The sequence below is a fragment of the Paenibacillus sp. FSL P4-0338 genome (assembly GCF_038002365.1).
GTDB lineage: Bacteria > Bacillota > Bacilli > Paenibacillales > Paenibacillaceae > Paenibacillus_AQ.
In genome coordinates this window covers 543,292-567,980 of record NZ_JBBOCG010000001.1, presented here as the reverse complement: position 1 = coordinate 567,980, position 24,689 = coordinate 543,292, and the positions used below count along the sequence as shown (strand labels likewise).

Here is a 24,689-nt window from a genome sequence, read left to right as displayed (position 1 = left end):
TCATTTGATACGCCCCTTTATCCAGCTTATTTCAATTAAATCAAACCGTTTCTATTCTATTTGAACTGGAACCAAGTTAAATTTGCCACTGTGGTTGAATCTGACTTCACAAAAGTAACATATACCGTATGGGTCCCTACAGCTGTCCCGGCAGTAAGCGGGATATTCTTGAGGGACCATGTCTGCCATCCGCCCGTGCTTTCTGCCGTCCAATAACCCAGCATAGTGCCTGTAGGACTGTCCAAGTGGAATTCGATCCTTCCGCCGGAATAAGCGGATGCAACCTTCAAATCAATGCTTGTTTTAGCTGTGCTGCCAAAGTCTACATTTTTAAATGCGATATAGTCGCCATTACTCCCTCCACCAACATCCAGCCCGCCATCCGTGCTTGCCTCATAGGATAAAACACCTGAACTAAGGTTATAGCCTTCCGCTTCAAATTTTAATGTGTTGAATTTTGGATCTGCAGCATAGCTGTTCGTATCTGTTATTTTCAAATCTGCCAAATTATTTACCGCAGCTCCACCGACGCGAACATTGTTTAGTGTAACTCCAGAGACCGTAGAGGTGTCATTCCAACCCTTCATGATTGAAACTTCACCTAAAGCGCGTAAATTGATATTATTATAGACCACATTTTTGATCGGGCCGGTTTTGGCAGAAAGATCAAACCATCTGGAGTGAACACCGGATCTTGGCCAGAAGCCTTCTACATCTATATTGTCAAATACAATGTTTTGTGCTGCTGGAGTTCCATACAGATGACCTACCGCTAAAGCGCGCCAGCACCGGTATACATAAGAGTTTTTAACAACGATGCCATCCTGAAGCTGTTTCACACCATCTCCAACCTTGAATGCTCCACATCTGCTCCAGGCCAAAGCATCATCCACAACTACATTGGACTGGTTCTCAGAAGTTCCCGGCCAGTTGGCAGCGATATCCGTAGTGGCTACATCCCATGTCTTAAAGGAGTAAGTGTCATCCTCCGATACGGCTACAGTGTGCTTGATGAGTACATTCTGGCTCTCTTGAATATCGATTGCATCATTCTCATAATCAAGCTCATTGTTGTTGAAGTGCTTGGTATTCTGGAAGGTGACGTTGTTGGATCTGGTAACGATTGTAGCCCAGCCGCCGCTGTCTCTGATGGTTATGCCGTCAACCGTGAAGTTGCTGCACTGCAAGGGTACAAGAATATTGTTCAAATAATTGTTTGTGTTTCGCATATAATGGCCATTGCCGTCAATCGTTCCCCTGCCATATATCTTAATATTGTTTGCATTGGTTTCGGTATAGATAAACCATGTTCCATCCTTATTCAGAGAATTCTTGTGGAAATGAGTAGTGTAATCGCTTGGATTTCCTGAACCCCGTATAACCGAACCACCCTCCAGATAAACCGAAACATTGCTTTTTAGAACAATGTTCCCGCTCTTGTATACTCCGGCTGGAACGTATACGATACCGCCGCCTGCTGCGTTAGCCGCATTGATAGCGTTTTGTATGGCAGTTGTAGCCAAAGTGGCACCGGTACTGTCAGCACCATACCCGGTTTTAACATTATATATCCCTGTACCGGAGGAAGCCGGAACATTGGTTTCAAGCGCATCTGCCGCAATCACCAGATCCTTCAGATTATTGATTTTGACGATGAGATAGGTTGGCGATGAAAGTGTAAAGGTAAGTGTGTTTCCGCTCTTGGTTGCAGTGATTCCCAAAGCTTTGGGAGAAATATTATAGGTATTGATGGGCTCGCTTGCTGTAATTGTGATTGTAGTCGTACCTGAAAAAGAGAAATTACAATAATTATAGTTTACAAATACCGCGGAAGTGTCGATTACCGGTATATTGGTGGCGTCTGCTGTTACCGTGTATTGACTGGTCGTGGTATAGACCGACGGTAATGGATAGCTTACGATTGTACCCGCTGCGCTTGCTGTCAAAGGAAAGACCGGTAACAGGTTGGCCATACAAAAAATTAATAATGCACTTAATAATTTGAACCTTTTCAACATAAATAAACACCTCTTTCATAAAGTCGATATATTTCCGCCCTCAGCCAGCTTCCAATCTTATTTATGTCCCGGCTCCAGACAGAGCCTGAGCAGATCGTCCACATGGGCCGTTGCCAGGCATTCCACCGTATCCGCAGAGCCATAATAGATCTTGACCTCGCCGTCATCCTCCAGAATCATCCCTCCGGGGAAAATCACATGATTGCGGAAGCCCCCGCCGATCTCATAATCCGCCTCCGGTGCCAGCAGCGGCTGCTTACTCATGCCGATCACCTTGCGGGGGTCCTCCAGATCCAGCAGCATAATTCCGGCGGTATAGCGCTTCTTCCAGGTGTCTTCCCAGCCGTGCTTGCCCCTGGCCGGGTCTACATCCACCGCATGGAAGGTGGTCAGCCAGCCCTTATCCGTCCGGACGGGAGGCGCGGCCGGACCGACCTTGTCATTGGCAAACGGCACCTGCTCGACGGCAAGCAGCAGGCTGGAGTTGCCCCAATGTATGAGGTCCGGCGACTCGGAGATCCAGGCGTCGAAGCGGTCCCGGCCACCGCGGCTGTACACTGTGAAGGGACGCTCCAGCCGGACATACTTGCCGCCGATCAGCTCGGGAAACAGCACCATATTGCGCAGGTCCGGTGTAGACAGGCTAAGCACCTCGAAGTGTTCCAGATCATCGGTAACGGCAATCCCGCCGCGGATGCCATGGCGCGTATCCACGGCAAAACACATATAACAGCGGCCGCCGATTACGGTCAGGCGCGGGTCATAGGCGCGGATAGTCTCCTCGTCATGCATTTTGAACACCGGCTTCGGGCCGGCGGTCCAGCTCAGCCCGTCATCGCTGTAGGCAATACCGAGATCCGTGGTGTGGTGCGGCTCAAGCGTCTGATCAGCCAGTGAGCCGTAATCATTGCGGAAGATCATCACATATTTGCCGTTGAATTTCGTTACACCGGCATTGAATACCAGTGCGGTGGGGTAAGGAACCTTCGATGCATCCAGCACCGGATTGCCCGGATACCGCCGGATGAACGGGGCGGATTGTAGAATCGCCGGAACGTGTTGAGTCATGGGGTGTACCTCCTTGAATGTTGAATGTTAAACATGGAATATGGGTTGCGCAGGACCGGACCGCTACCCCTTCAGGGAACCGGCCGTCATCTGCATGAAGGATTTGTTGGCGAACAGATAGGCCACGAGAATCGGCAGAATGGACAAGCAGGCGCCCGCCATCATATAGTGGGTCTGGGAAGCGGCTGAAATCCCGTACTTCAGGTTCGCCAGTCCGACAGTCAGCGTCTGCAGCTCCGGCTTCGTCATCGTGAACACGAGCGGCAGCAGATATTCATTCCACGCGCCACGGAAGGTGAACAGGGCACCTACGCCGAGTCCGGGTCCGAGCAGCGGCAGAATGATCCGCCAGAAGGTCCGGCCGGGAGAGCAGCCGTCTATTAGCGCCGCCTCGTCCAGCTCGCGGGGAATCCCCTTCATGAAGCTTGCGAGAATGAAGAAGATCGAAGCATGGGCGGAGATCAGAATCAGGATAACCCCCCACAGGCTGCTGTGGAGATGAAGCTTGACCATCAGATCGAACTGCGGACGCAGCACGACCGCCCCTACAGCTACGAACATGGTGAAGGACTGCAGTCCGATATACCATTTTTTGCCGGCAAAATCCATCCGGTCCACCACATAAGCCGCCATGGATGATACCAGCAGCGTGCCGACCACCGCCGCCAGGGAGACAATCAGGCTGTTCAGGGTATACCTGGAGAAATTGGCCTGCGCCCAGGCTTCGGCATAGTTCGAGAAGTGCCAGCTCTCCGGCAGGAAGGTCGCACCCGCAGTAAGCTCGGCATTAGTCTTGAAGGAGCCCAGGATGGTGATCACAACCGGAATCAGGGTGATAAAAGCAAACGACAGCAAAAATATCCACAGGATTGTTTTGCCCAGTATGGTTCTTAGTCTCATAATAGCCTCTCTCCTCAATCGGTCTGATTCATGCGTCTGGATGCGTAGAAATAAATGAGTGATATCATCCCTACAATGACCGCAGACACAAAGGCAACCGCACTGCCGTATCCGAACTCCTGGACCTGGACCGCCGCGCTGCCCCCGCCGACAGGGAAAAATAATTTGTACAAATACAGGAACATGACCTCCGTCTTGCCTACAGGACCGCCTTCAGTCAGAACCATGATGCTCTCGTAGCCTTTCAGGGCTGTAATAATCGCCAGCATAATAACCATCTGCATGACAGGCCCTAGCATCGGCAGGGTGATATAGCGGAACTGCTGGATTTTTCCTGCCCCGTCCAGGGAAGAGGCCTCATACACATCCTCGGGAATATTCTGCAGACCGGCGAGGAAGAGCAGCATATAATTGCCGACCGCCCCCCAGGCCGCAACCAGAATGACGGTGAGCATGGCATATTTCGGCCCCAGCCAATCCACACCGGAATCCGAGAGGCCCGAGCGGATCAGGAACTGGTTAAGAATCCCGTTATATGAGTTGAAAATCGTGAAGAAGACTACAGCCATTACGGCGGTACTGATGACGGTCGGCATGAAGAAAATCCCCCGCAGCAGCTGTCTGCCCCGCAGCCCCCGGTTCAATATGGCTGCCAGCAGCAGGGCCAGCGGAATGGTGATCAGCAGCTTGCCCCCTGCATAGACAAATGTATTCACCACCGAATCCCAGAACTGGGTGTCCTTCAGGATGCGGCTGAAATTGGCCAAGCCTGTAAACCGGGCCGTTCCGAACCCTTTGTAATCATAGAACATATAGCGGAACGCCCAGGCAATCGGGTAAATTCCGAGGAACAATGTGAGCAAGGCACTTGGAAAGATAAAGCTATATGAAAATAAGGCATGTTTCGTTTTGTTCATCTGGTTTCTTCCGGCTCCTCTCCTTGCGGCCAGAGCAGAGGGATGGGGAAGCAGCTTCCCCATCCCCCGCTATCCTGACCTGTATCTCTATCCCTAACCTTCCGTCTACTTGGCGAACTTGCCGCCCAGAGCGGCGGGATCAAAGCCGGCATCCGGCTCGGCCTTCACGCCGTCATTCGCAATCACACTGTCCAGTGCAGCGTTATAGCGTTTGTTCAGATCAGCGATAATCGCCTTGAGGTCGCCGCCGTTCAGCATATATTTGAAGAAGGCGTCATCCGACTTCATTCCTTCCGGTGCTACAGACGGATAGACCGGCCACACTCCATCGTTCTTATTCGGCAGGAAGCCTTCAATGCCGTTCACATCCGGTGTCTTGGCTGCTGCGCTAATGGATGGAACCATGGAGATGCCGAAGCCTTTTTCCTGATAATCCGTCAGCACCTGATCGCCGTACATGAACTCCATGAACTTCCAGGCTGCTTCTTTGTGCTCTGATTTCGAGCTGAGCGCCAGCCATTGGCCTCCGAGGAAGCCGGAAGCCCCCTTCACATTGCCGTCGATGGTAGGAACCGGAGCTGCCGCCCAGTCAATCTTGGCCGGGAACTGATTCTTATAGACGCCCGGCTCTGAGGAGTAGGACATATACATTCCGATCTTGCCTTCCGCAAACTGTGCCCGCAGCGGATCAATATCCAGCGATTCTACACCCGGCAGCATGCTGCCGTCGTCCTTGATCTGCTTAAAGGCATTGATGATCGGCTCGAAGCCGCTGAAGTCAAAGCGGGCTGTCTTGAAATCATACCCGAAGCCGCCATAGCCGCTCATTTCCGCAACCACCCGTGCCGAACGTGCGAATGCACTGCCGGGGTTCTTGAAGTTAAGGGCGAAGCCGTAAGCGCCGTCCGCTTTGCCGGCTGCTGTCAATTTCTTGGCTGTATCCACCAGCTCCTGCAAGGTAGCCGGCGGATGCTCAATGCCCGCTTTGGCGAACAGATCTTTGTTGTACACCAGACGCATGGTCGTTCCAAAGTTCGGCAGACTGTAACGCTTGCCTTCGAATTCATTCAGATCCGGCATGGCCGGGAATTTCGCCTTCAGCTCATCGCTCAGGAACTCGTCAATCGGAGCAAGAAAGCCTTTTTTGTAGAAGGTCTGAACGGTATTCTCCTTCACCCGGATCACATCCGGTGCATCAGAGGTCTGGAAGGACAGGTCGAGCGCGGTATCGAAGTCATCGCCCTTGACGACCAGCTCCACTTCAATCCCGTCCTTATTGGATGCGTTGAACTCGGCTACCTTCTCCTTCACGAAATCTGCATCATGGCGGTCGCCTGTCCAATAGCTGATTTTAGTTTTTTCCCCCGAACCAGCTTTCGCCCCGTCTCCCGTGCCTTCAGCTGCATTGCCGCCGCCACTGTTACCGTTGCCGCAGGCTGCTAAGCCAAGTGCCAGAACCAGGCTCAGAGATGTCATTAGCATACGCTTCATCATTGGTTGTGCCCCCTTATATATTCCTTATGTACTCGCTTACAATCTGATTATAGACGGATTGGCGCATCCGGATAAGGCGGGTAAGCCCACATTAAGGGCAGATATTTGCAGGAGTTCTATACAGATAAGGGAGGTAATCTCCGCCCTGCGGAAATCCCTCCCCTGCTGTTCCCTATTCTTTTCCAAGATAATGCAATTTGAACTCGGACGGGGTCATGCCGGTATATTTCTTGAACACCTCGCTGAAATAGCGCCTGTGCTCATACCCGAGCTCCTGGGCAATCTCCTGAACCTGCCGGCCGCTAATCAGCATCGCCTTCGCCTTCTCCATCTTCTCATGCATCACATACTGCTGGAACGAAATCCCCTGCACCTTCTTGAACAGATTGGAGAAATACCCCTGACTAAGGTTAATCTGCTTCGCCATCTGCTCCAGCGACAGCCCCGTATCCAGATGACTATGGATATATTCGACGGCCTGGCGTATAATCCGCGTGGACTCCAGGGAACGGGCCTCCGTAACTAGTGTACAAGCCTCCCGGCACAGCCAGGACAGCAGGTCCCGGATATCCTGCAGGGAAGGATGCACCTGATTCTTCATGGCGGCAATTCTGAGTTCCAGCGGTTCCACCTGCCCGTAAGGGAACTGCTCCAGCAGTACCCGGCAGATCCTGGAGCTCAGCTCATAGCCGACACTCTCAACATAACGCGGATCAGGCAAAAGCCCGCTGTCCAGCAGCTCCGAGAACAACTGGTCCAGCACCTGCAGGCTTTTGGCAGAATTGCCGGAACGCAGGGCGAACAGCAGCTCCTGCTCAGCGGCGGCGGAATAGCTATGGAGCGAGAAAGGTTTATTCTCGATATTGCTATAATGATATACCCCGTTGCCTCCGGTATAGAAATGATACCCCAGCGCGCTAAGCGCCTGTCTGTACGCCGCTCCCAGCTCCTGAATCGCCTCCGTGCCCAGGCCCACGCCAATTGAAAGGGTATGACGCGAGAAGCGGCTGACATTCATGCAGCAGGCCTCCGTAATCAGCGCGGCAGTCTCCGGGTCCGAGCCGTTCATGATGCAGACGTACCGGTCTGTCGCCTCCCGGATAATAACGCCGCGGGTCAGGGAGGAAATCGTCTCTTCGAGAATATTGTGCAGGCTGAACCGCAGCAGCTCGACCTCCTGCACAGGCTGGCTGCTCAGCTTCTCCGCGAAATGATCGATCTCGGCGACAAACACGAAGAAATCATGCTGGTCCAGCGGGATATCAAGATAGGCCCAGCGGGAACGGGCATCCGCCTCTGTCGTCTGGTGGTGCAGCAGGAAGGTGAGATATTCCTGGCGGAGGATGGGCAGACTTTCTCTGATTCTAGCCTCCATCACAGCAAGTCTGGCGGTCTCCTGACGCTCCTCCCGGCACAGCTCCCTGGCCTTCAGCACTGCATTCACAATCTCCTCCAGGGAAAAGGGCTTCTTCACAAAATCAAGCGCCCCCAGCCGGATGGCCTCCTGGGCATAAGAGAACTCCGAGTAGGCGCTGAGAATAATAATCTTACAGTCCGGCAGCACCTCCAGAATCGCCCGGGTCATCTGCAGGCCGTCCATTCTTGGCATCCGGATATCCGTCAGCACAATGTCCGGCCGGGTCTCGCGGATGAGCTGCAGTCCCGCTTCGCCGTCAAGCGCCGTCCCGGTGATCTCAATACCGTGCTCCTGCCACGGCGGCTTGCGCGAGACCATGTCCACCACACTTTTAATATCGTCGATTACACATAATTTGAACCTTTCCGGCTCCAGCTTCCGGTACATCCTTCAACTCTCCTCCCTAGGCGGAATCCACAGATCCGTCCGTGATCCCTTACTTGGCCCGCCGCTAACGTCCATACGGGCTTCGGCCCCGTAATACAAGGCCAGCCGGTGCCTGATGTTGAACAGGGCATAGCCTTTTCTGGACTGGGGGGCTTTGACCATCCCCTGCTTGACCTGTGCAGCATCAAGCCCCCGTCCGTTGTCGGTAATGCAAATATGCAGCAGCCCCTGCTCCCGGCTGACCGTGATATCAATCCAGCCTCCGCCGGTACGGTCGCTGAACCCGTGCTGAATGCTGTTCTCCACCACCGGCTGCAGGATAATCTTCGGCAGCAGGCAGGCCAGCAGGGCCTCGTCCTCTACCGTCACCGTGTATTCGAACAGACCTTCATAGCATTTCTGCTGAATAGCGAAATACTGCCGCATGTGGGACAGCTCATCCGCAAGGGTAATCAGATCCTTGCCGCCGCTGAGCCCGATCTGGAACATCTGCGACAACGACAGGATCATCTCGTTCACATCGTCATTCTCGCCCATGACCGATTTGCAATAGATGGTATTGAGCGTATTGTACAGAAAGTGCGGCTCCATCTGCGCCGTAAGGGCACGGATCTCTGCATGCCGCTTGTCCTCCTCCTTGGTCTTCACATCCGCGATCAGCGTCTTAATCTCCGACATCATCCGGTTGAACTGAAAGCCGACCTGGGCAACCTCGTCCTCATAACGGCTCTCATACACCACACTGAGCTGGTTCTCTTCGACTCTGCGCATCAGCCGCCGCAGCTTGAACAGAGGCTTCAGCAGCACAGAGGTCAGCTGATTGGAGATCAGCCAGGTGGCCAGCAGGAAGACTGCGATGACATAGAGGGTGATGCGCTGCACCCGCTGCAGCTTGCCCAGCAGCTGGTCCCGTGACTGCATACCGGAGATGATCCAGTCGGGTGATGAGGCTGAGCCTGTATAATTAACCAGATATTCCTTGCCGCCGTAGCTGTAATAGTGATCCTGCGGATCGGCTGCTCTCCCGGCTTCGGGAAGCACCGGCTTCCAGGGAAACCTGCCCCGGAACGGCCAGCGGGACTCCACCACCGCCTCTCCTTCCCTGCTCACCAGATAATAGTTCCTCCCCGCTTGTGCTCCGCCTGTATTCAGCAGCTCATCTATCCGGCCCTCCCTGATATTGACCACAATAAATACATTGCTGATCGGCGTGTAAGGGTATTCATAAATTCCCCGGACTACGAAGGAGACCACCCGCTGGCTGCCTGTGAACAACCGGTCATAATGTCCTTTGGCCCAGTAGCCGCCCGGCTGCTCCTTGCTCAGATCATATAATTCCGAACCGTAGAAAGAGTTGTCCTGCGCCCGGATCTGCGTAGTCGAATAGAAATCTCCAATCGGGGTAACGATCAGCACGTTCTCAATGATCGGCTGATTGAACGTTGCCTGGGAGAGCACATATTGCAGATCCGACAGATGCACATAATAATTCGACACATCGTGGCTGAACACATCGAGCATCATCTTACGGTATGCATCGCTCAGCATCAGGGACTGCACGGACAGCGCCACATCATTCAGGCGGGAATCCAGCAGCTGTGCCGTCTTGTTTACCGTCTCCCGGCTGCCGGCGTAGGCATTGTCCTCGATCTCCTGCGCAGCAATCCAATACGAGAAGGTGCCCATTGCACCGATGGACAGCGTGATCAGCACGATGAACGAGAACAGAATCCTCTGCTTGATGGATATCCGGTAATACCTGCCGGCGATCTGCCGCCTGAGCTTGCGGCCATAGGCTGTCAATGTATTCATAGCTTTCCCTTCTGAAGCATGTACCTTGTACCTCCCTTTGGTTGTCCGTTCTTGTCACTTGTACAATACGGCTGCTACGGCCCGGCGTCAAGATAGGGGATGAGGATTCATACGTTTGAAAGTTCAATATCTCCGATTAATATTTTTTATACTATGTAATAAAATAGCACCTCCCCAAAATGTGGAGAAGTGCTATTTATTAATAGAAACATTTTGTTTTAATTTATAATGATATCCCCTACGTTATTTTGGAGCATTTTTACAGTATTTAAAGATCGGTTTATTACATAACTTAGATTCTGAGGTTCACCCATTTTGACAAAATATAGTGTCTTATCTTTATAGTTCCGTAAGGGTCGCGTTGAAGAAATGGCAGCAACCCTTTCCTTTCATAAAATCGGATGGTATGAGGAGGAATCCCCAGCCTTTCCGAAGCCTCTTTAATGGATAAACTCACCTTGAGACCTCCATTTCCGGTAAGATAATATATTCCGATTTACATGACTCCCACCAATTAGGGAGAATCTTGAATTCATTGTACACCTTAAACTTAAGTTTAAGGCAACAGCTTCTTGGAAGTGGTTGATGTGCTTTGGAACGTTACAATCAGGATTTAAATACGCGGCAGGTCAGCGGACGTTTCTGCCACTGGTGGATATCGTCCAGCACCGTAGCGGTGATGTTACTGATGGTAGCGGGCGAGTAATGGGTGCCAAACATGCTTTCTATAAACCGGGCCACATCCCGGGTGCCCATGCCGGATTTGTACATCTGGATCACATCAGGGTACCCAAAAGAGAGTGACCTGCAAGCCTAATTCGTTTGATTATACTCCGAAATATTACTTACAGTTTTCGAAATTATAAGACACTTATTATGAATCTTATACAAAAACGAGAGGTGTCCAGTTCAGCTATTGAATAGCTGAACTGGACACCTCTGAGGTTTAATCCGTTTTTGTTTTGAGATATTCATTTAAATAAGATTGGGCAAATTCGTCTGTAGGATGTAGTCCTAAATTTTCATACTTCCAGATTGTAAATTGTTGCGCAGGGGAGAACAGAACTTCATCGTAACTGTAATCAATATTAAATTTTCCAGATTGATCTAGATACATTGTCAGATTTGTCCAGGGTTCAGGAGAACTTTTAAGTGACTCCGCATTTAGCTCAACGAAATACTCTATTAACTCTCTGTCCAATCTATTATATATTTGATCATCTACCCCATAAACTTCAGGAATAGATTGACCAAATATCAACTCGTTCCGGGTGGTAGAATTGTAATAAAAATAGACTATTCTTGATCCCGGCAATATCTCAGCATAGAGATAAATTTTATCCCATTCATCAGGAATTATTCCTACGAGCTTATTGCCTATAAGCTGATATAGTTCTTCAACCTTTTTCACAGATGTGTTTAACCTCCAACTTGATTTAAGATTGTTACTATTAGGATATGTAACATTATTAATTTTCCCACATGTCCGACATACTGAACTTGTCCATAGTGCTCATACCACTTTAAGAATTAAATGTTATACCCTGAGTTGTTGATATAAATATAAACAGATACTCATTATCTATTCTTTTTAATTCACCGTTATCTAACGCAACTAGAACTTCTATTTCTAATTCAACCCAGTATTTATCAGGCAATTTCCTTCCATTGTATCTATTTTGATATAAAGACCAGCTGAGCTTCTGGATTAGCGCCTTTTGTTGCACGGATGTTGCATTGGAAACCGAAACGATTGCAACCTACTATACCAAGCGCTGGCCCATTGAGATTTCTTTCGACAATCCAAGAACAATTTAGGCTTCGGCACCTATCAGGTACGTTCGGCCAAAGCCTTTATCTGGTTGTGGATTCTCTTAACTTGGACTCATCTATTTGTCTACGAATCCGCCCAAAAGGGGATTTCATTTCAGGCCGTCTGTGAGCGTTTTTTTAAAAAAGCAGCCTGAACCATTGAAAGGTCCAGGCTCTGACAATCCAAATTCTTATTTGGGGGTAACGAAAAAATAAAAGATAGATCAGGAACGACAATAACTAATATACATACAATATTTTGTATATTAATTCAGATATTGAATGGTTTTAAAATTAGCGCATTCTGTGAGCCATTATTATCATCACTTGTGGTCATTTTTGCTGCTTCTTTGATCCATCACAATTTTAATTTTTATTACTTCTTTTTTAACCCCTCACCCACACCGGCTATACCCGCAATTCCCGCAAGTCTTACAGCCCTCAATATTAATCAGCGAAGCACTACCGCAGGAAGGGCAAAGATCCCGCGAGGCTGTACCATGGCTGTGCGCGTCATGACTGCCGTGGTTATCGTTGGTAGCAGCCACAGGAACGGTGGATTTCAGCTCAGCGCTCAGCGCCTCGTTGAAATCAAGCTCCAGCGTGGCTGCGATGGGTGCCGGGATATGGTCGTCATGGGCGTTGTTGAGCACATGGGTCTCTAGGGCTTTGGCTACTGCGTCGGCGATAGACTCGACGCGGTTCGCGCCGAAGCCGATGGCGCCGGAGCCGCCGATGCCCTTGAGGTGCTTGATCAGCAGGCCAACCTTCTCGCCGTGGTCGCCGTAGCGTAGGAACAACGAGCAGACGCGGCCCAGGGCTTCCGCCATGGCGAAGACGTCAGAGCCAGCCTTGCCGACGTTCAGGAAGATTTCGGCTGGGATGCCGTCAAGATCGTTGATGGTGATATACGCCATGCCGAACGGCGTGTTGATCTTATAGGTCGCACCACGCAGCACCTGCGGGCGCTTCTTGTATTGTTTGTCTACTCCGCTGGCCGCCGGCTGTAGACCTGGAGCAGCTTCCATAGTCATTGGCTTTGCAGAGACATTAATCGTAGCAGCCGGTTCTGCTTCCTTGGCCTCCACTGACTTCACTTCTGCCGCAGCATCCTTCTTATCTTCCTTCTTCGTAGTTTCCAGCACCTGTACGTCACGGCTGCCGTCACGGTAGATGGTCACGCCTTTGCAGCCCAGATCGAAGGCCATTTCATACAGTTCGGCGGTCTCTTCCACGGTGAAGTCGGACGGACAGTTCGCGGTCTTGGAGATCGAACTGTCCACCCAGCGCTGAATAGCAGCCTGAGCGCGGATATGATCCTTGGCGGACAGGTCCATCGAAGTGACGAAGTATTCTGGTAGTTCCTCTCCCGGATGGGCTTCCAGCCATTCCTGGGCGATCGGCACGAACTGCTCGTCATAACCAAGACGGCTCTGGCGGAAATATTTGAAGGCGAAGTATGGCTCGATGCCTGTAGATGTACCCACCATAGTTCCGGTACTGCCTGTAGGAGCCTGGGTGATTACAGTCACGTTGCGCATGCCATGCTTGCGGATCGATTCGCTGACCTCCGGGTAGACCTCAGTAATATTCCGCATAAAGCCGCTCTGCAAATATTTGTCGGTGTCAAAGGCCTGGAACGAGCCCTTCTCTCCTGCAATCTCAGCCGAAGCCAGATAGGCCTCGCGGGCCATGAAGCCGTAGAGCTTGTCTAAGAATTCCAGTGACTCGGGGCTGCCGTAGCGGATATTCAGCTTAATCATCAGCTCCGCCAGTCCCATGGTGCCGAGGCCTACGCGGCGTTCGAGCTTCTGGTTCGCTTCATTTTCCGGGAAATGATACGGTGTCTTGTCGATGACATTATCCAGGAAGCGAACGGAATACCGGGTGGTTCTCGCCAGATCTGCCCAGTCCACTTCATGCTTCTCGGCATCGTAGAACTTGGAGAGATTGACGGCGGACAGGTTGCACACGCCCCAGCCGGGCAGGCCCTGTTCACCGCAGTTATGAGCCACAACACCACCAGCGATCAGCGAGTGCGTTACAGGCTCGGTAATATCGTATACCGTCACAACCTCGCCTGGTTCGATACCAACAACTTTGGAGATAAACTTTTCATTTTTGCGGGAAGGTCTGGCAATGCGCTCCAGTGCCTCTTGTTTTCTGGTAAGAAGCTTGAAGCCGATCTTATTCTTGAATTCCAGGATGTTGTTGCCGCTTAAGATCAGCTCATAGAATGCGCCGCCTTCGTAGCTGCGTTCCTCACCCGCTATAGTTGTATACGTAAACCCAGCCTGATTCTTCTTCTCACGGTTATAGATGGAGCTGTTAATTCCGAAATTAAGCAGCAGCAATTGAACGCCTTGAAGCAGCTTCTTCGAAGCTGAAGTCAGCCGGACGGTACGGTGCATTTCGTCACGGTCGTATACCGTTCCGTCTGCCGAGAATAATCCTTGCAGGAACGCTACAACAGTCTCCCGTGAAGCGGTATACAGCGCAGCCGGAACCTCTTTCTCACCGGCTCTAACCGCCTTAACTCCAAGTCCCTCAAGTTGTTCCCGGAACGATTTGCGCCACCAGTATGCTTGTTTGGTCCCATTCGTTCTGTCGAATACCTTCGCACTCACACCAGTGATACGTTCTCCAGCATCAATTAGCACCGGAATCACTTCACTGTCTGCCTCTCCAAACACCATTCCGATGTCACCGCGTTTAGACAGCCAGCCATCACCAGTGAGCCAGCCCAGGAACCATCCCCAACCCTCACCAAGCTGATCCTCAGCCGCAAATCCGCCCTCACCAGACTGCAAATATACACTATCTTCAGCACTCAGGTTCCGGGCCTCTTTCCAGCCGGAGTCGGTAAATAGGCGGTGCTCAGGCGTAACGGACAGCTCAACCCCATTTTGCAGCGAGATCTTCAAGGTTTCTCTCGTCCCGGTCGGGAAGACTGTAGCGCGTCTCATCTGCAGACCCGGAATTTCATAGCTTCTGCCGCCGACCACTTTGGCTTGCTCCACTAATCTCAAATCGGTTCCCACCAGAAAGGATTCCGTTCCGACCTTCTTATATAACTCTTCAATGGTTAAGAGTCCGTATTCCGTTGCAATGCGGGTATCCGGGTGGAAGCACGGATTGGTACAAATGATTGGATTGAAATACCAGCTATTAGACATCTGATTATAATACTCCATGAAAACAACGCCCGGCTCTGCAGATTTCCAGGCCGATTCGATAATCGTCTGCCAGATATCGCGTGCTCTGACAGTACGGTAAGGAATGACACGGCGGTTATCCGCCTTCCATTTATCGAGATCGCCGTCCCACAGGGTGTCGTAATCCGGGTCAGTCGTGTCGGGGAAGACCAGCTCCCAATCCAGATCCTCCTTCACGGCCTTCATGAAGCTATTACTTACGCATACCGACAGGTTGGCGTTCGTCACCTGGCCCATGGTCTGCTTCACGGTAATGAAATCCAGCACATCCGGATGCCAGTCGTTGATCATCAGCATCAGCGCGCCGCGGCGGCTGCCGCCTTGTTCAATCAGTCCGGTGGTATAGCTGAAGAGGCCGCCCCAGGACACAGAGCCGCTAGAGGAACCGTTCACCCCGCGGACAATAGCGCGGCGCGGGCGCAGCGAGGACAGATTGATGCCTACCCCGCCGCCGCGGGCCATAATCTCGGTCATCTCGGAGAGGGTCTCCATGATGCCGCCCCGGCTGTCTTTTGGAGAAGGAATGACATAGCAGTTGAACAATGTAAGCTCCTCGCTTGCCCCTGCGCCTGCCGCAATCCGCCCGCCCGGAACCAGCTTCCAGTCATCCAGAATCGAACGGAACCGGCTTGTCCACTCCTCCTGAAGCTCGGGCGTCTTCTCTACAGAAGCCATCGCGGCCGCAAGACGGTCCCACATCTCCTCCGGCGTCTTCTCGATGTTCAGCGTCAGCTTCTCTACATCCGACTGCACCAGCTCGCCGCTGCGGGTTCGAACCGTAACGATCCGGCCTGTGCGCTCCACAATCTCGCCGACCTCCTTGGTCGGGAACTTCGGATCGTCCTTGGTCAGAACAAGCACCACATCGCCTACCTTGGCATTATTGCTGTCCGCGTCCTTCCAGGCGTAACGGTCCAGGAATATTTTCTCGCTCAGACCCTCTAGACGCTTGTTGTGTTCCACTATACTCAATACCAAAACCTCCCGGGGATGTAATAGGTCATGCTTCCGGCGGCAAGGCAGCCGCAGCCTGCTTGTCCGGCGAAAGCTCCTTTTGTCAATAACAAACAGCCGAAAAAAATCCGCACACCAGTCAAATTTCATGCTTTTGTAACAATATATGGTGTGCGTTAACTTTTAAACTATACCACATGTTGTGGATAGAGGTCTTTTTTGAAAAAGCAGCCCCAGGCAGGAATAACGGAAAAACAAGAAAAGAACGGCTGATTTCCTCCCTCTTTCTCGCTTTTTTGCAGGGTAACGGAACTGAAAGTTTTCAGCGCTTAATCGCACTGTCCGCAGAAAGACAGGTTATGAAATCTCTCTGAAACGAGCATACTACTGCTACGCATTTCGATATGAAACTGCGACGGAGGAGGCTGCAACATGACGCAATTATTCCGCAATTCCTTGCCCCAAGAGAAGGTAACTTCTGCGCCGCTGCTGCCTGTTCCTCTATCTTTTGAGCGTAACTGGCTGCATGATCTGGAATCGAGACTCGATAAAGGGGGACCGTGGGGCGACTGGCGCTTATCCCGCCTCGCTGTACAGGGAGAGCAGTCGGGCCTGGTTACCAGCTTCGATGAGCTGCAGTGTATGAAGCATCTGTCCGGGCTGTCTCCGCTTCCCCATCAGCTGGATACGGCGCACAAAGTGCTGTTCGAGATGTCAGGACGGGCGATTCTGGCTGATGAAGTCGGACTTGGCAAGACCATCGAAGCGGGGCTCGTGCTGAAGGAATATCTGGTGCGCGGGCTGGTGAGCAAGGTTCTGATTCTGGTGCCGGCCTCGCTTGTCCTGCAATGGGTGCGGGAGCTGAATACGAAGTTCGGAATCTCTGCCGTAGCGCAAAAGAAAGCCTATTCCTGGGGCAATGACATTGTCGTCGCCTCGATGGATACAGCCAAGCGTGACCCGCATAAGGAAATGCTGCTTAGCCAGGAGTATGACATGCTGATTATCGACGAAGCCCATAAGCTGAAGAACAAGAAATCGACGAATTATCTGTTCGTACAGCAGCTCCGTAAAAAATACTGCCTGCTGCTCACCGCCACCCCCGTGCAGAACGATCTCGGCGAGCTGTTCAATCTGATTACGTTGCTGAAGCCGGGCCAGCTTGGGAATCAGGGCGATTTTGCTACCAATTTCGTGGTGGATAAGCGCCAGCCCAAGAATGAGGTTAAGCTTCGGGGCGAGCTGTCCAAGGTCATGATCCGCAACCGCCGGGGCGAAGGCCCGGTGAATTTCACCAAGCGCAAGGTGCGCAATATCCCCCTCACTCTCTCCGCAGAGGAGAAGGCGCTGTATGACGGCGTGACCGCTTTTGTTAAGGACCAGTATCAGGAGGCGGGCGGCAATCTCAGCAGTATGCTCTCCCTGGTCACGCTTCAGCGTGAGGTGTGCAGCAGCCGGGATGCGGTGTTCGTTACGCTGGTGAATCTGATCAAGAAGCTGCCGGCCGATTCTCCGAAGCGCGAGCGGATGATGGGTCTGCTCCAGACGATCCGGACGGTCAAGACGAATACCAAGGCGGAGAAGACGATGGAATTAATCCGCGGCATGAACGAGAAGGTGATCGTCTTCACGGAGTACCGCGCCACGCAGGAGTATCTGCTCCAGTATTTCCGTGACCATGGACTGCAATGTGTGACTTACTCCGGCGGGATGAACCGCGGCAAAAAGGACTGGATGATGGACCTCTTCCGCGGACGCGCCCAGGTGATGATTGCCACCGAAGCCGGCGGAGAAGGGATCAACCTGCAGTTCTGCCACCATATGATCAATTTCGATCTGCCCTGGAACCCGATGCGGGTCGAGCAGCGGATCGGACGGGTGCACCGGCTGGGCCAGGAGAACGATGTGGTCATCTATAACCTCTCCACAGAGGGGACGATCGAAGAGCATATCCTCCACCTGCTGCATGAGAAAATCAACATGTTCGAGATGGTCATCGGCGGGCTGGATGTCATTCTGGAACGCTTCGAGAAGAAAGAGTCGCTGGAGAAAAGCCTGTACAAAATCGTTCTCGAAGCGGGCAGCGACGAGGAGCTGCGCAGCGGGCTGGATACGATCGGCGATTCGCTCAGCGAGCTGACCCACGCCAAGCTGGATGATAGCGGGGTGCCTAACTGATGCTGACACCTACAGAAGTGCGCAAGCAGGTCATGGATTATCTGGAAGCGACCGAATGCACCATTCTCGAATCCTCTCCGCTGCATGTGACGGTAAAGCTCTCCCCGCGCGCAGACCGGATGTTGACGGACCGCCCTTATTATTGGGGCTTCGTGGAGCGCACCGGCGTAGATCCCGAGACCCTGAGCTTCAGCTTCGTCTTCGACCCGCAGAAGTACGATGAACTGGCCGCGCAGACCGCTGCGCCAGCGGCCCGCCCGCGCGGCGGGGCCAGCCGCCCGGCAGGGGCGGGAGCACCGCCGGGCCCGGCCGGCGCAGCGGATGCCGAAGCTGCTGCGGAGCCGCTCGGCACAGCGCAGGTGCCGGGAGCGGCGCTGCCGCCCGGGGTCTCGGCTGCGCCGGAGGACAGCATCCTAGCGCGGTACTTCGGCATCGTTCCGGTGCTGCCGCGACTCGGACCGGGGATGATCCGCCGCGAGGATGTAACCTACGGCAGCAAGCGCCTGCGGCAGATCTGGTCGGCGGCGCGGGACGAAGGCCGGTGCCTCCAGCTGTTCGAGGACCCTGGCCTTAGGCAGCGGACGACCTTGTTCTCGGCCGCCTACGAGCCGTGGCTGGCGGTCTGCTACAAGGTCGAGATGACCTGTGACCTGAAGCGCGAGGAGCTGCATTTCATCGCAGTCTCTTTAACCTCCGGGCTGATCGTCCCGGACTTCGAGGCCCGGCTGGGCGGCAAGGAGCTGACGCCACGGTTGCCGGAGAACATTCATGTCCAGCCGTTCGAGCTGGGGATTACGGACGGGGCCGACCGGCTGGAGGGATATCTGACCTCGAAGCTGGCACTGCTGGATTACACCTGGGCGGAAGAAGCCCGCACACGGCTGGAGCTGGAGCTTAGCATCGTGGACATCTACTACGCGGAGCTGCTGAAGGAACCGGAAGAAGAGAAGCGGCTAGCCACCCTTGAGCAGTATAACCGCCGCCGCCAGGAGACCTCGTGGCAGTATGAGCCGCAGATTGCAGTTTCTGCCGTAACGTACGGATTGTTTCATCTGCGCAGCACATAGAATGCGACCTGGTCCGCTAAAAGCAGGCAAAAAAACAGCGAAACTCGCGCCGCTGGCCGCGACAGCAAGCAACAGCCTTTTCAGGGCTTGTCCCCTACAATGAACAGTAAGAAGCGTAAATTCCCTCAAGAACAGGAAAGGTGACTGAACCTATGAATATCACTGCAAGGCAGAAGAGCTCCCGGCGGCGCGGCCGCCTGCTCCTCTGTCTGATTCTCGGACTGACTCTGCTGGCTGCGAGCGCCTCTTCTCCTCAGGCATTAGCGTCACAAGCCAGCCGGACGACCGTGACGCAGGCCGTCACGCAGGAGGTTCTTCCGGGACTTGAAATGAAGCCGATTCCAGCGCCGGAAACGCTGCAGGCCTTCACCCGGCAGACGATTAATCAGCTCTCAGCGAATGCTCCTTTTAAGGAATGGAAGGATGCCGGCACGGAGGTCTACCCTCTTGGTCCGGGAACGCGCAGCTGGCTGGTCAATGTGATGCACAGCGGTCAGCGGATCGGCTATCTCGTTATCTCCGCTGCGGATCAGGGCGGCTATCTGCTTAGCGAATACGGAGCTGGAACCGATGGCCTCCCTTATAGTATGACTGAACTGCGCCAGTATCTGGTGCAGCAAGGACTGATACCCTCTAATTCTTCAGGTGCCATCGGGGTTACGGCGCTCTATGCTCCAATGCTGCCTGTCTGGAGAATCACTACGGAGAACAGAACGCTGTATCTGAATGCTGCTGTCCTGGAGACACTGCCCTGGAGTCAGACCCAGGCTGAGCATATTCTTAATGCTGCACCGGAAGCCTCTGCCATGCTGTCCTCCGGTCCGGGCCAGGCGCACACTCCCCAGCCCGCTCTACGTAGCGGCGGAGAGGATGACCCGTATGCCGATCTCCTGTGGCTGACTGCACCCGGGCTGAAGACGCTGAACGGAGCAAGCCTGAGCGCTCTGCTTCAAGAGCGGGGCAGTCTCGCCTTCCAGTCCCCGGGGCACAACGACACGCTGGGAGCGCCATTCATGATCACAGGCAGCCAGAGCTGGCTGAAGTCAGGCGCTTCCCGTGACCAAGGGAGCACCGAAGCAGCCGTAGTCTATGCTGCCTCGGGTCCTGGCGGCATTCGTTACCTCCCGCTTAGCGCCCTACAGAAGGCCGGAACCTTCCACAAGCTGCCGGTACCGCTGCCCGGGGGAGCCACGCTGGGCTCTGCTGTTCTGCCCGGTTCAAGCCGGTAGACTGGTACTGACAGAATTCCTGCTCCATACTGAAACAGCCTTCCCGGGTGCCGTCTGAACGGCGCCACTTGGGAAGGCTGTTTGCTTATACATCTGAATTTAACTCAACCTCCGCTTTCTCTGAATTCAGGTGCATTTGTACACCTGATTCACACTCAACGCACGATTTCTGCTGATTCAGGTGCATTTATACACTTGATTCGCACGTAGCTACCAATTTTCACAAATTCAGGGGCATTTATACACCTGATTCACGCTAAGAGTTCGATTTCCGCGAATCCAGGTGCATTTATGCACCTCATGCCCACACAGCGCCCGCTCACTGTTGAAGCGCTACTCCTTACCTGCCCCGCCCCTGCTCCATTTGCTGCGCCAGACAGACCAAGCGAGCGGCAGCGTGCCGAACCATTTTTCCGCCCACGGCTGCTTTTCTGCCTTCCGCCGGGCATGGACAGCGCCCGGATTCTCAATGTAGACAACTACCTTTTCCGTAATATACTTCACCAGATCATCTCCGCCGGATGCCATCTCTTACACCTCCCAGGTGAGTGCTTGGCGGGTTCCCGCCCCTTGATCTTATACTTATAGTGTGCTCCAATCCTCTGATCTCTAAACCAGAATCCGAAGCTTCGTATAGGTTAGGCTGTTAAGGCACAATCTAACAAGACTACACCTGTATAAACCGTCATTAAGTACATGAAGCTGTTGATTATTCCGGCAGGGAGGTTACTCACATGAGACAATCGAATGTATTGGAGCCCTATAGCACTACACAGTACCACCGTTCAAAAGAGCAGCCCCGGCTGAGATCCGGACGGGGGCTTAAGCGGATCATAACCGCAGCATGCGTTCTGCTCCTGCTTACGGCAGGCGGCACCGCAGAGATCCACGCGGCTGCACCTAGCACTAATCCACAGGCAGAACAGCCCGGACAGCGCCAGCATATGCTCGGCCATGATCAGCGGATCATTCTGATCGATGCCGGCCATGGGGGGATTGACGGCGGAACCTCTTACGGCAGCATTTTGGAGAAGGACATCACCCTCGCCATCTCGCGCCGCCTCTTTCTCCTGCTGCGTGCGGACGGCTTCGATACGATTCTGAACCGTATCGGCGATTATGCGCCCAGCGATGAGAATCTGTGGCTGCGCAGCAGATCCCGGCATTTGCGCGATCTGGCCCAGCGCAAGGAGCTGGCAGAGACCCTTCCGGCCAATGTTGTGGTCAGCATCCATATTAACTGGGCGAAATCCCCGTCCAAGCATGGTCCGCTCGTCCTGTACCGCCAGGAAGGACGCAGCTTTCTGCTGGCCCGGACCATACAGGATCAGCTCAACTGGCTCTACGGGATGAAGAATGATCCTGTCCGGGGCAAGCCCTTCTACCTGCTCAACAAAATAACCGCCACAACGGTGATCGTTGAGGCGGGATTTGTCAGCAGTCCGGCTGACCGCGAGAAGCTCTGTACACCGAAGGGCCAGGAAGAGATCGCCGAAGCCATTGCGAACGGGATCGCTGCCTACCTTATGGAAGTGTAAGCCGGGAATTCCATTTCCATTCCTCACGGACCAGATCGGAGATGCCGACGAATTGCACCTTGTCCTTCATTCCGGCAATGCCGCTGCGGATGCCCGCGGCGGTCTCTTTGCCCTGGATGCCGACATGACCGATGGTGACGCAGAACTTTTGGCTCAAGGCCCGCTCCTGCACAAGCTTCATCTGCTTTATTACATGGCTTGCCGAATGCACATCATCCAGGAAGATATGATTCTCCACCGGCGGCATTCCCAGCTCCCGGGCCATCCGTCCCGCAACTGAACGATAGTTGGTATGGCTGTCTACGAAGAATAGACCGCGCTCCTTGCAGACCGCAAGCACAATACCCATTACCCGTTCATCTCCGGTCACCTTGGAGCCCATATGATTGTTGATGCCGATCGCGTAAGGCACATTATCGAGTGCAGCCTCCACCCGCCCCCGGACCTCGGCGTCATTCATGCTGGTCAGCACGGCCCCCGGTCCCAGCCATTCCGGCTTGCCCTGACGCGGCTCCATCGGCAAATGAACCAGCACATCGAAGCCCAGCTCATGGGCGCGCCGGGCATCCTGTTCGCTGGAGCGCAGGAACGGCATGACCGCAACGGTGATTTTGACGGGCAGCTTGAACATTTCCTCTGTCCCGCGCATGCTGTTGCCGAAATCATCGATAATGACCGCTACACGGCTGAGCGCCTGCTGCTGCTGATCTCCAGTTGTCCGGTTGCCCGATACGCTGCTCGCTCTGCTATCTGCAGGTGCGGGTGCTGTTGCTGAAGCTGTCTTGTCTGCTGATGCAACAGACATTCCATGCGGCGGGATCAGCGCCGCAGACATAATCACCGCTGCGGCCAAGGGATACAGAAGGACACGCTTTACTCTGTGATTGCTTATATTCATACTGGAACACCTCCTTCGTGATTCAACAATTGTTCTCATTGTTTGGCTCACGAAGGCTAAATATGTACGGAGCGCTTACGCAATTATTAACAATGGGATGCGGGTACAGCACGGGCGGCCTGTCAGCATCTATGCCCTTCCTCCAGCTCCGCGTCTGTCAGCGTCAAGCATAGCCTTCAGTACCTGCTGCGGTGTCACGGCAAACGGCATATTGCCCATCGGACTATTCTCCAGGTTACAGCTGGCCTCGGCAGCCAGCAGCAGCCGGCCCTGCTCCACACCAGCCAGTCCCATTGCTGCCAGGGTCACAGGCAGACCAGCCATCCGGCAGAATTCCACAACTCCGGCAATCTCTGGCTCTTCCGCACCCTCCAGGATCAGCTGCACCAGTGTAGCAAAAGCCACCTTTTCACCGTGCAGTACATGCCTGCACTCTTCCAGCAGCGTCAATCCGTTATGAATGGCATGGGCGGCGGCTAAGCCTCCGCTCTCGAATCCGATCCCGCTGAGATAGATATTCGCTTCAACGATGTGATGAACGGCAGCCGTGACACGGCCCTCACTGGCATCCTTCAGCGCCTGCTGCCCATCCGCAAGCAGCGTATCCAGGCAGGTACGGGCCAGGGCGAGAGCCGCCAGCGTCCCGGTCCCTCCGGTGCTGGTTACTGCTCCCGACCGGCTGCAAGCCCGGGCTTCATAGTAGGTGGACAAGGCGTCGCCCATTCCGGCGGCCAGCAATCTTACGGGAGCACCTGCAATGATCGCCACATCTGCAACTACCAGATCCGGGCTGCGGCGCAGCGGAAGATACCGGTCGAACTCTCCAGAGTCGCTATATAGAACCGCCAAGGCGCTACAAGGTGCATCTGTTGAAGCGACTGTCGGCACCAGCAGCACCGGCAGATTAGCGAAATGGCTGACGGCCTTAGCTGTATCCAGCGTTTTGCCGCCGCCAATCCCTACGATGGTCCCCACCTGTCCCCTGTTCAGCTCAGCTACCATCTGCTCCACCTGCACCAGGCTGCACTCCCCTTGGAATTCACGCAACATCAAGGGAAGCTGCTCGGCCAAGAAGCCGTCCTTAATCTCTTGCCCATACCTTGAGAGGATAAAAGGATCAACTATGGCATACGCTCCTTTATCCCCCATTTGCAGACAGTAACTGCCCAGTCTGGCAATCTCCCCGTTGCCCTGAATATATTTTGACGGTGAATAAATAATCTGCGGCATCAATGAATCCCCTCCTGCTCTACTTATCCCTCATACTTTGGCTTTGGCTTTGCGTCCGCTTGGCATCTGCTTGCGGTCTCCGGTCAGCTTGCAGGTCTGCGGGCCCAGATTACCCTGATCGATTTTGACATCAATGAAGTCTACAATCTGTTGCAGCGATGCGATCTGCTCGACAATCTTACGCCTGTGATCCATAATCATCACTTGCAGCTCGGGATAGTCCGACAGATCTGCATCCAGAGACAGATGAAGATAGGGCCGCATGTCGTCCAGCGACATTCCTGTTTTTTTGAGGCATGTCACCAGTTGCATCCGGTTCAGGTCCGAATCGCTATAGATGCGATGGCTGTTCCCCCTGCGCTTCGCCCGGGGCAGCAGCCCAATCTTCTCGTAGTACCTTATCGTATCCTCAGACATTCCTGTCCGCTCCGCTGTTTCCTTAATCGAATATCCCTGCACAAGATCCGCTTCTGCCAGACTCATAGAATCACTCCCTCTCTACTTGCTCTAAAAGTGCCTTCGTACCATTGTATAACCTGGAGTCAGCTCCAAGTC

The 24,689-nt window shown here is 53.5% G+C and carries 18 protein-coding genes and 2 pseudogenes; 5 read left to right on the top strand and 15 right to left on the bottom strand.

Going from position 1 to position 24,689, the window contains the following annotated elements; all coding sequences use genetic code 11:
- Nucleotides 1–56: 56 nt before the first annotated feature.
- The 10 genes and pseudogenes from MKZ07_RS02425 to MKZ07_RS02380 all read right to left on the bottom strand — a co-directional run bounded on the left by MKZ07_RS02425 (nucleotide 57) and on the right by MKZ07_RS02380 (nucleotide 11,424).
- The gene (locus tag MKZ07_RS02425; RefSeq protein ID WP_084648863.1) at nucleotides 57–2,018 is read right to left on the bottom strand and encodes a carbohydrate-binding protein; all 1,962 of its coding nucleotides are present in this window, start codon (nucleotides 2,016–2,018) and stop codon (nucleotides 57–59) included.
- A gap of 57 nt (nucleotides 2,019–2,075) precedes the next feature.
- Nucleotides 2,076–3,086 (bottom strand): glycoside hydrolase family 130 protein, encoded by a 1,011-nt coding sequence (locus MKZ07_RS02420; RefSeq protein WP_036693514.1) that lies wholly within the window; start codon nucleotides 3,084–3,086, stop codon nucleotides 2,076–2,078.
- Between the two features lie 63 nt (nucleotides 3,087–3,149).
- Complete coding sequence (locus tag MKZ07_RS02415; RefSeq protein ID WP_341024288.1) at nucleotides 3,150–3,986, bottom strand: carbohydrate ABC transporter permease; 837 nt, start codon at nucleotides 3,984–3,986, stop codon at nucleotides 3,150–3,152.
- A 14-nt stretch (nucleotides 3,987–4,000) separates the two neighbouring features.
- Nucleotides 4,001–4,903 (bottom strand): carbohydrate ABC transporter permease, encoded by a 903-nt coding sequence (locus MKZ07_RS02410; RefSeq protein ID WP_341024287.1) that lies wholly within the window; start codon nucleotides 4,901–4,903, stop codon nucleotides 4,001–4,003.
- Between the two features lie 105 nt (nucleotides 4,904–5,008).
- Nucleotides 5,009–6,397, bottom strand: coding sequence for an ABC transporter substrate-binding protein (locus tag MKZ07_RS02405; RefSeq protein ID WP_036693518.1), 1,389 nt, complete (start codon nucleotides 6,395–6,397; stop codon nucleotides 5,009–5,011).
- Nucleotides 6,398–6,569: 172 nt separating this feature from the next.
- Entirely contained in the window at nucleotides 6,570–8,201 is a 1,632-nt protein-coding gene (locus tag MKZ07_RS02400; RefSeq protein WP_341024283.1) for a response regulator, read from the bottom strand.
- Nucleotides 8,202–8,204: 3 nt separating this feature from the next.
- Entirely contained in the window at nucleotides 8,205–10,013 is a 1,809-nt protein-coding gene (locus tag MKZ07_RS02395) for a cache domain-containing sensor histidine kinase (protein ID WP_036693521.1), read from the bottom strand.
- Between the two features lie 292 nt (nucleotides 10,014–10,305).
- Entirely contained in the window at nucleotides 10,306–10,470 is a 165-nt protein-coding gene (locus MKZ07_RS02390; RefSeq protein ID WP_083677928.1) for a MerR family DNA-binding transcriptional regulator, read from the bottom strand.
- Between the two features lie 164 nt (nucleotides 10,471–10,634).
- A pseudogene (locus MKZ07_RS02385) lies at nucleotides 10,635–10,793 on the bottom strand (transposase); the annotation flags it as partial.
- Nucleotides 10,794–10,959: 166 nt separating this feature from the next.
- The gene (locus MKZ07_RS02380) at nucleotides 10,960–11,424 is read right to left on the bottom strand and encodes an immunity protein YezG family protein (protein WP_076157480.1); all 465 of its coding nucleotides are present in this window, start codon (nucleotides 11,422–11,424) and stop codon (nucleotides 10,960–10,962) included.
- A 296-nt stretch (nucleotides 11,425–11,720) separates the two neighbouring features.
- Between MKZ07_RS02380 and MKZ07_RS33505 the strand changes: the two are divergent.
- A pseudogene (locus tag MKZ07_RS33505) lies at nucleotides 11,721–11,980 on the top strand (transposase); the annotation flags it as partial.
- Between the two features lie 240 nt (nucleotides 11,981–12,220).
- Here the strand turns inward: MKZ07_RS33505 and MKZ07_RS02375 are convergent.
- On the bottom strand, nucleotides 12,221–16,003 hold the full coding sequence (locus tag MKZ07_RS02375) for an LAGLIDADG family homing endonuclease (protein ID WP_445670298.1): 3,783 nt from the start codon (nucleotides 16,001–16,003) through the stop codon (nucleotides 12,221–12,223).
- Nucleotides 16,004–16,426: 423 nt separating this feature from the next.
- Here MKZ07_RS02375 and MKZ07_RS02370 point away from each other — a divergent pair, with 423 nt between their 5' ends.
- The 3 genes from MKZ07_RS02370 to MKZ07_RS02360 all read left to right on the top strand — a co-directional run bounded on the left by MKZ07_RS02370 (nucleotide 16,427) and on the right by MKZ07_RS02360 (nucleotide 20,468).
- Entirely contained in the window at nucleotides 16,427–18,172 is a 1,746-nt protein-coding gene (locus MKZ07_RS02370) for a DEAD/DEAH box helicase (protein WP_341024277.1), read from the top strand.
- On the top strand, nucleotides 18,172–19,239 hold the full coding sequence (locus tag MKZ07_RS02365; protein WP_445670263.1) for a YqhG family protein: 1,068 nt from the start codon (nucleotides 18,172–18,174) through the stop codon (nucleotides 19,237–19,239). Before MKZ07_RS02370 ends, MKZ07_RS02365 begins: the two co-directional genes overlap by 1 nt.
- A gap of 152 nt (nucleotides 19,240–19,391) precedes the next feature.
- A complete protein-coding gene (locus MKZ07_RS02360; RefSeq protein ID WP_341024276.1) occupies nucleotides 19,392–20,468 on the top strand; it encodes a hypothetical protein in 1,077 nt (358 codons plus the stop codon).
- A gap of 333 nt (nucleotides 20,469–20,801) precedes the next feature.
- Here the strand turns inward: MKZ07_RS02360 and MKZ07_RS02355 are convergent, their stop codons facing one another.
- The gene (locus tag MKZ07_RS02355; RefSeq protein WP_036695653.1) at nucleotides 20,802–20,996 is read right to left on the bottom strand and encodes a YqzE family protein; all 195 of its coding nucleotides are present in this window, start codon (nucleotides 20,994–20,996) and stop codon (nucleotides 20,802–20,804) included.
- A gap of 206 nt (nucleotides 20,997–21,202) precedes the next feature.
- On the opposite strand from MKZ07_RS02355, the gene MKZ07_RS02350 reads away from it, so the two are divergent.
- Nucleotides 21,203–22,006 carry an N-acetylmuramoyl-L-alanine amidase family protein gene (locus MKZ07_RS02350; protein WP_051493604.1) on the top strand — a complete coding sequence of 268 codons (804 nt, stop codon included), beginning with the start codon at nucleotides 21,203–21,205 and terminating at the stop codon, nucleotides 22,004–22,006.
- Here the strand turns inward: MKZ07_RS02350 and MKZ07_RS02345 are convergent.
- The 3 genes from MKZ07_RS02345 to MKZ07_RS02335 form a co-directional block, all read right to left on the bottom strand.
- Nucleotides 21,993–22,904, bottom strand: coding sequence for a divergent polysaccharide deacetylase family protein (locus MKZ07_RS02345; RefSeq protein ID WP_341024275.1), 912 nt, complete (start codon nucleotides 22,902–22,904; stop codon nucleotides 21,993–21,995). The genes MKZ07_RS02350 and MKZ07_RS02345 overlap by 14 nt on opposite strands.
- Nucleotides 22,905–23,033: 129 nt before the next feature.
- Nucleotides 23,034–24,134: a glycerol dehydrogenase gene (locus MKZ07_RS02340; RefSeq protein ID WP_341024274.1), complete on the bottom strand. Its 1,101-nt coding sequence runs from the start codon at nucleotides 24,132–24,134 to the stop codon at nucleotides 23,034–23,036.
- Nucleotides 24,135–24,164: 30 nt separating this feature from the next.
- Nucleotides 24,165–24,617, bottom strand: coding sequence for a MerR family transcriptional regulator (locus tag MKZ07_RS02335; protein ID WP_341024271.1), 453 nt, complete (start codon nucleotides 24,615–24,617; stop codon nucleotides 24,165–24,167).
- Nucleotides 24,618–24,689 lie beyond the last annotated feature (72 nt).

What these genes read in the sequence shown, in the direction of transcription:
- MKZ07_RS02405 (WP_036693518.1), bottom strand. Translation starts at nt 6,397, where the DNA reads ATGATGAAGCGTATGCTAATGACATCTCTGAGCCTGGTTCTGGCACTT.
- MKZ07_RS02335 (WP_341024271.1), bottom strand. Translation starts at nt 24,617, where the DNA reads ATGAGTCTGGCAGAAGCGGATCTTGTGCAGGGATATTCGATTAAGGAA.
- MKZ07_RS02400 (WP_341024283.1), bottom strand. Translation starts at nt 8,201, where the DNA reads ATGTACCGGAAGCTGGAGCCGGAAAGGTTCAAATTATGTGTAATCGAC.
- MKZ07_RS02365 (WP_445670263.1), top strand. Translation starts at nt 18,172, where the DNA reads ATGCTGACACCTACAGAAGTGCGCAAGCAGGTCATGGATTATCTGGAA.
- MKZ07_RS02415 (WP_341024288.1), bottom strand. Translation starts at nt 3,986, where the DNA reads ATGAGACTAAGAACCATACTGGGCAAAACAATCCTGTGGATATTTTTG.
- MKZ07_RS02425 (WP_084648863.1), bottom strand. Translation starts at nt 2,018, where the DNA reads ATGTTGAAAAGGTTCAAATTATTAAGTGCATTATTAATTTTTTGTATG.
- MKZ07_RS02370 (WP_341024277.1), top strand. Translation starts at nt 16,427, where the DNA reads ATGACGCAATTATTCCGCAATTCCTTGCCCCAAGAGAAGGTAACTTCT.
- MKZ07_RS02345 (WP_341024275.1), bottom strand. Translation starts at nt 22,904, where the DNA reads ATGAATATAAGCAATCACAGAGTAAAGCGTGTCCTTCTGTATCCCTTG.
- MKZ07_RS02360 (WP_341024276.1), top strand. Translation starts at nt 19,392, where the DNA reads ATGAATATCACTGCAAGGCAGAAGAGCTCCCGGCGGCGCGGCCGCCTG.
- MKZ07_RS02355 (WP_036695653.1), bottom strand. Translation starts at nt 20,996, where the DNA reads ATGGCATCCGGCGGAGATGATCTGGTGAAGTATATTACGGAAAAGGTA.
- MKZ07_RS02340 (WP_341024274.1), bottom strand. Translation starts at nt 24,134, where the DNA reads ATGCCGCAGATTATTTATTCACCGTCAAAATATATTCAGGGCAACGGG.
- MKZ07_RS02410 (WP_341024287.1), bottom strand. Translation starts at nt 4,903, where the DNA reads ATGAACAAAACGAAACATGCCTTATTTTCATATAGCTTTATCTTTCCA.
- MKZ07_RS02420 (WP_036693514.1), bottom strand. Translation starts at nt 3,086, where the DNA reads ATGACTCAACACGTTCCGGCGATTCTACAATCCGCCCCGTTCATCCGG.
- MKZ07_RS02395 (WP_036693521.1), bottom strand. Translation starts at nt 10,013, where the DNA reads ATGAATACATTGACAGCCTATGGCCGCAAGCTCAGGCGGCAGATCGCC.
- MKZ07_RS02350 (WP_051493604.1), top strand. Translation starts at nt 21,203, where the DNA reads ATGAGACAATCGAATGTATTGGAGCCCTATAGCACTACACAGTACCAC.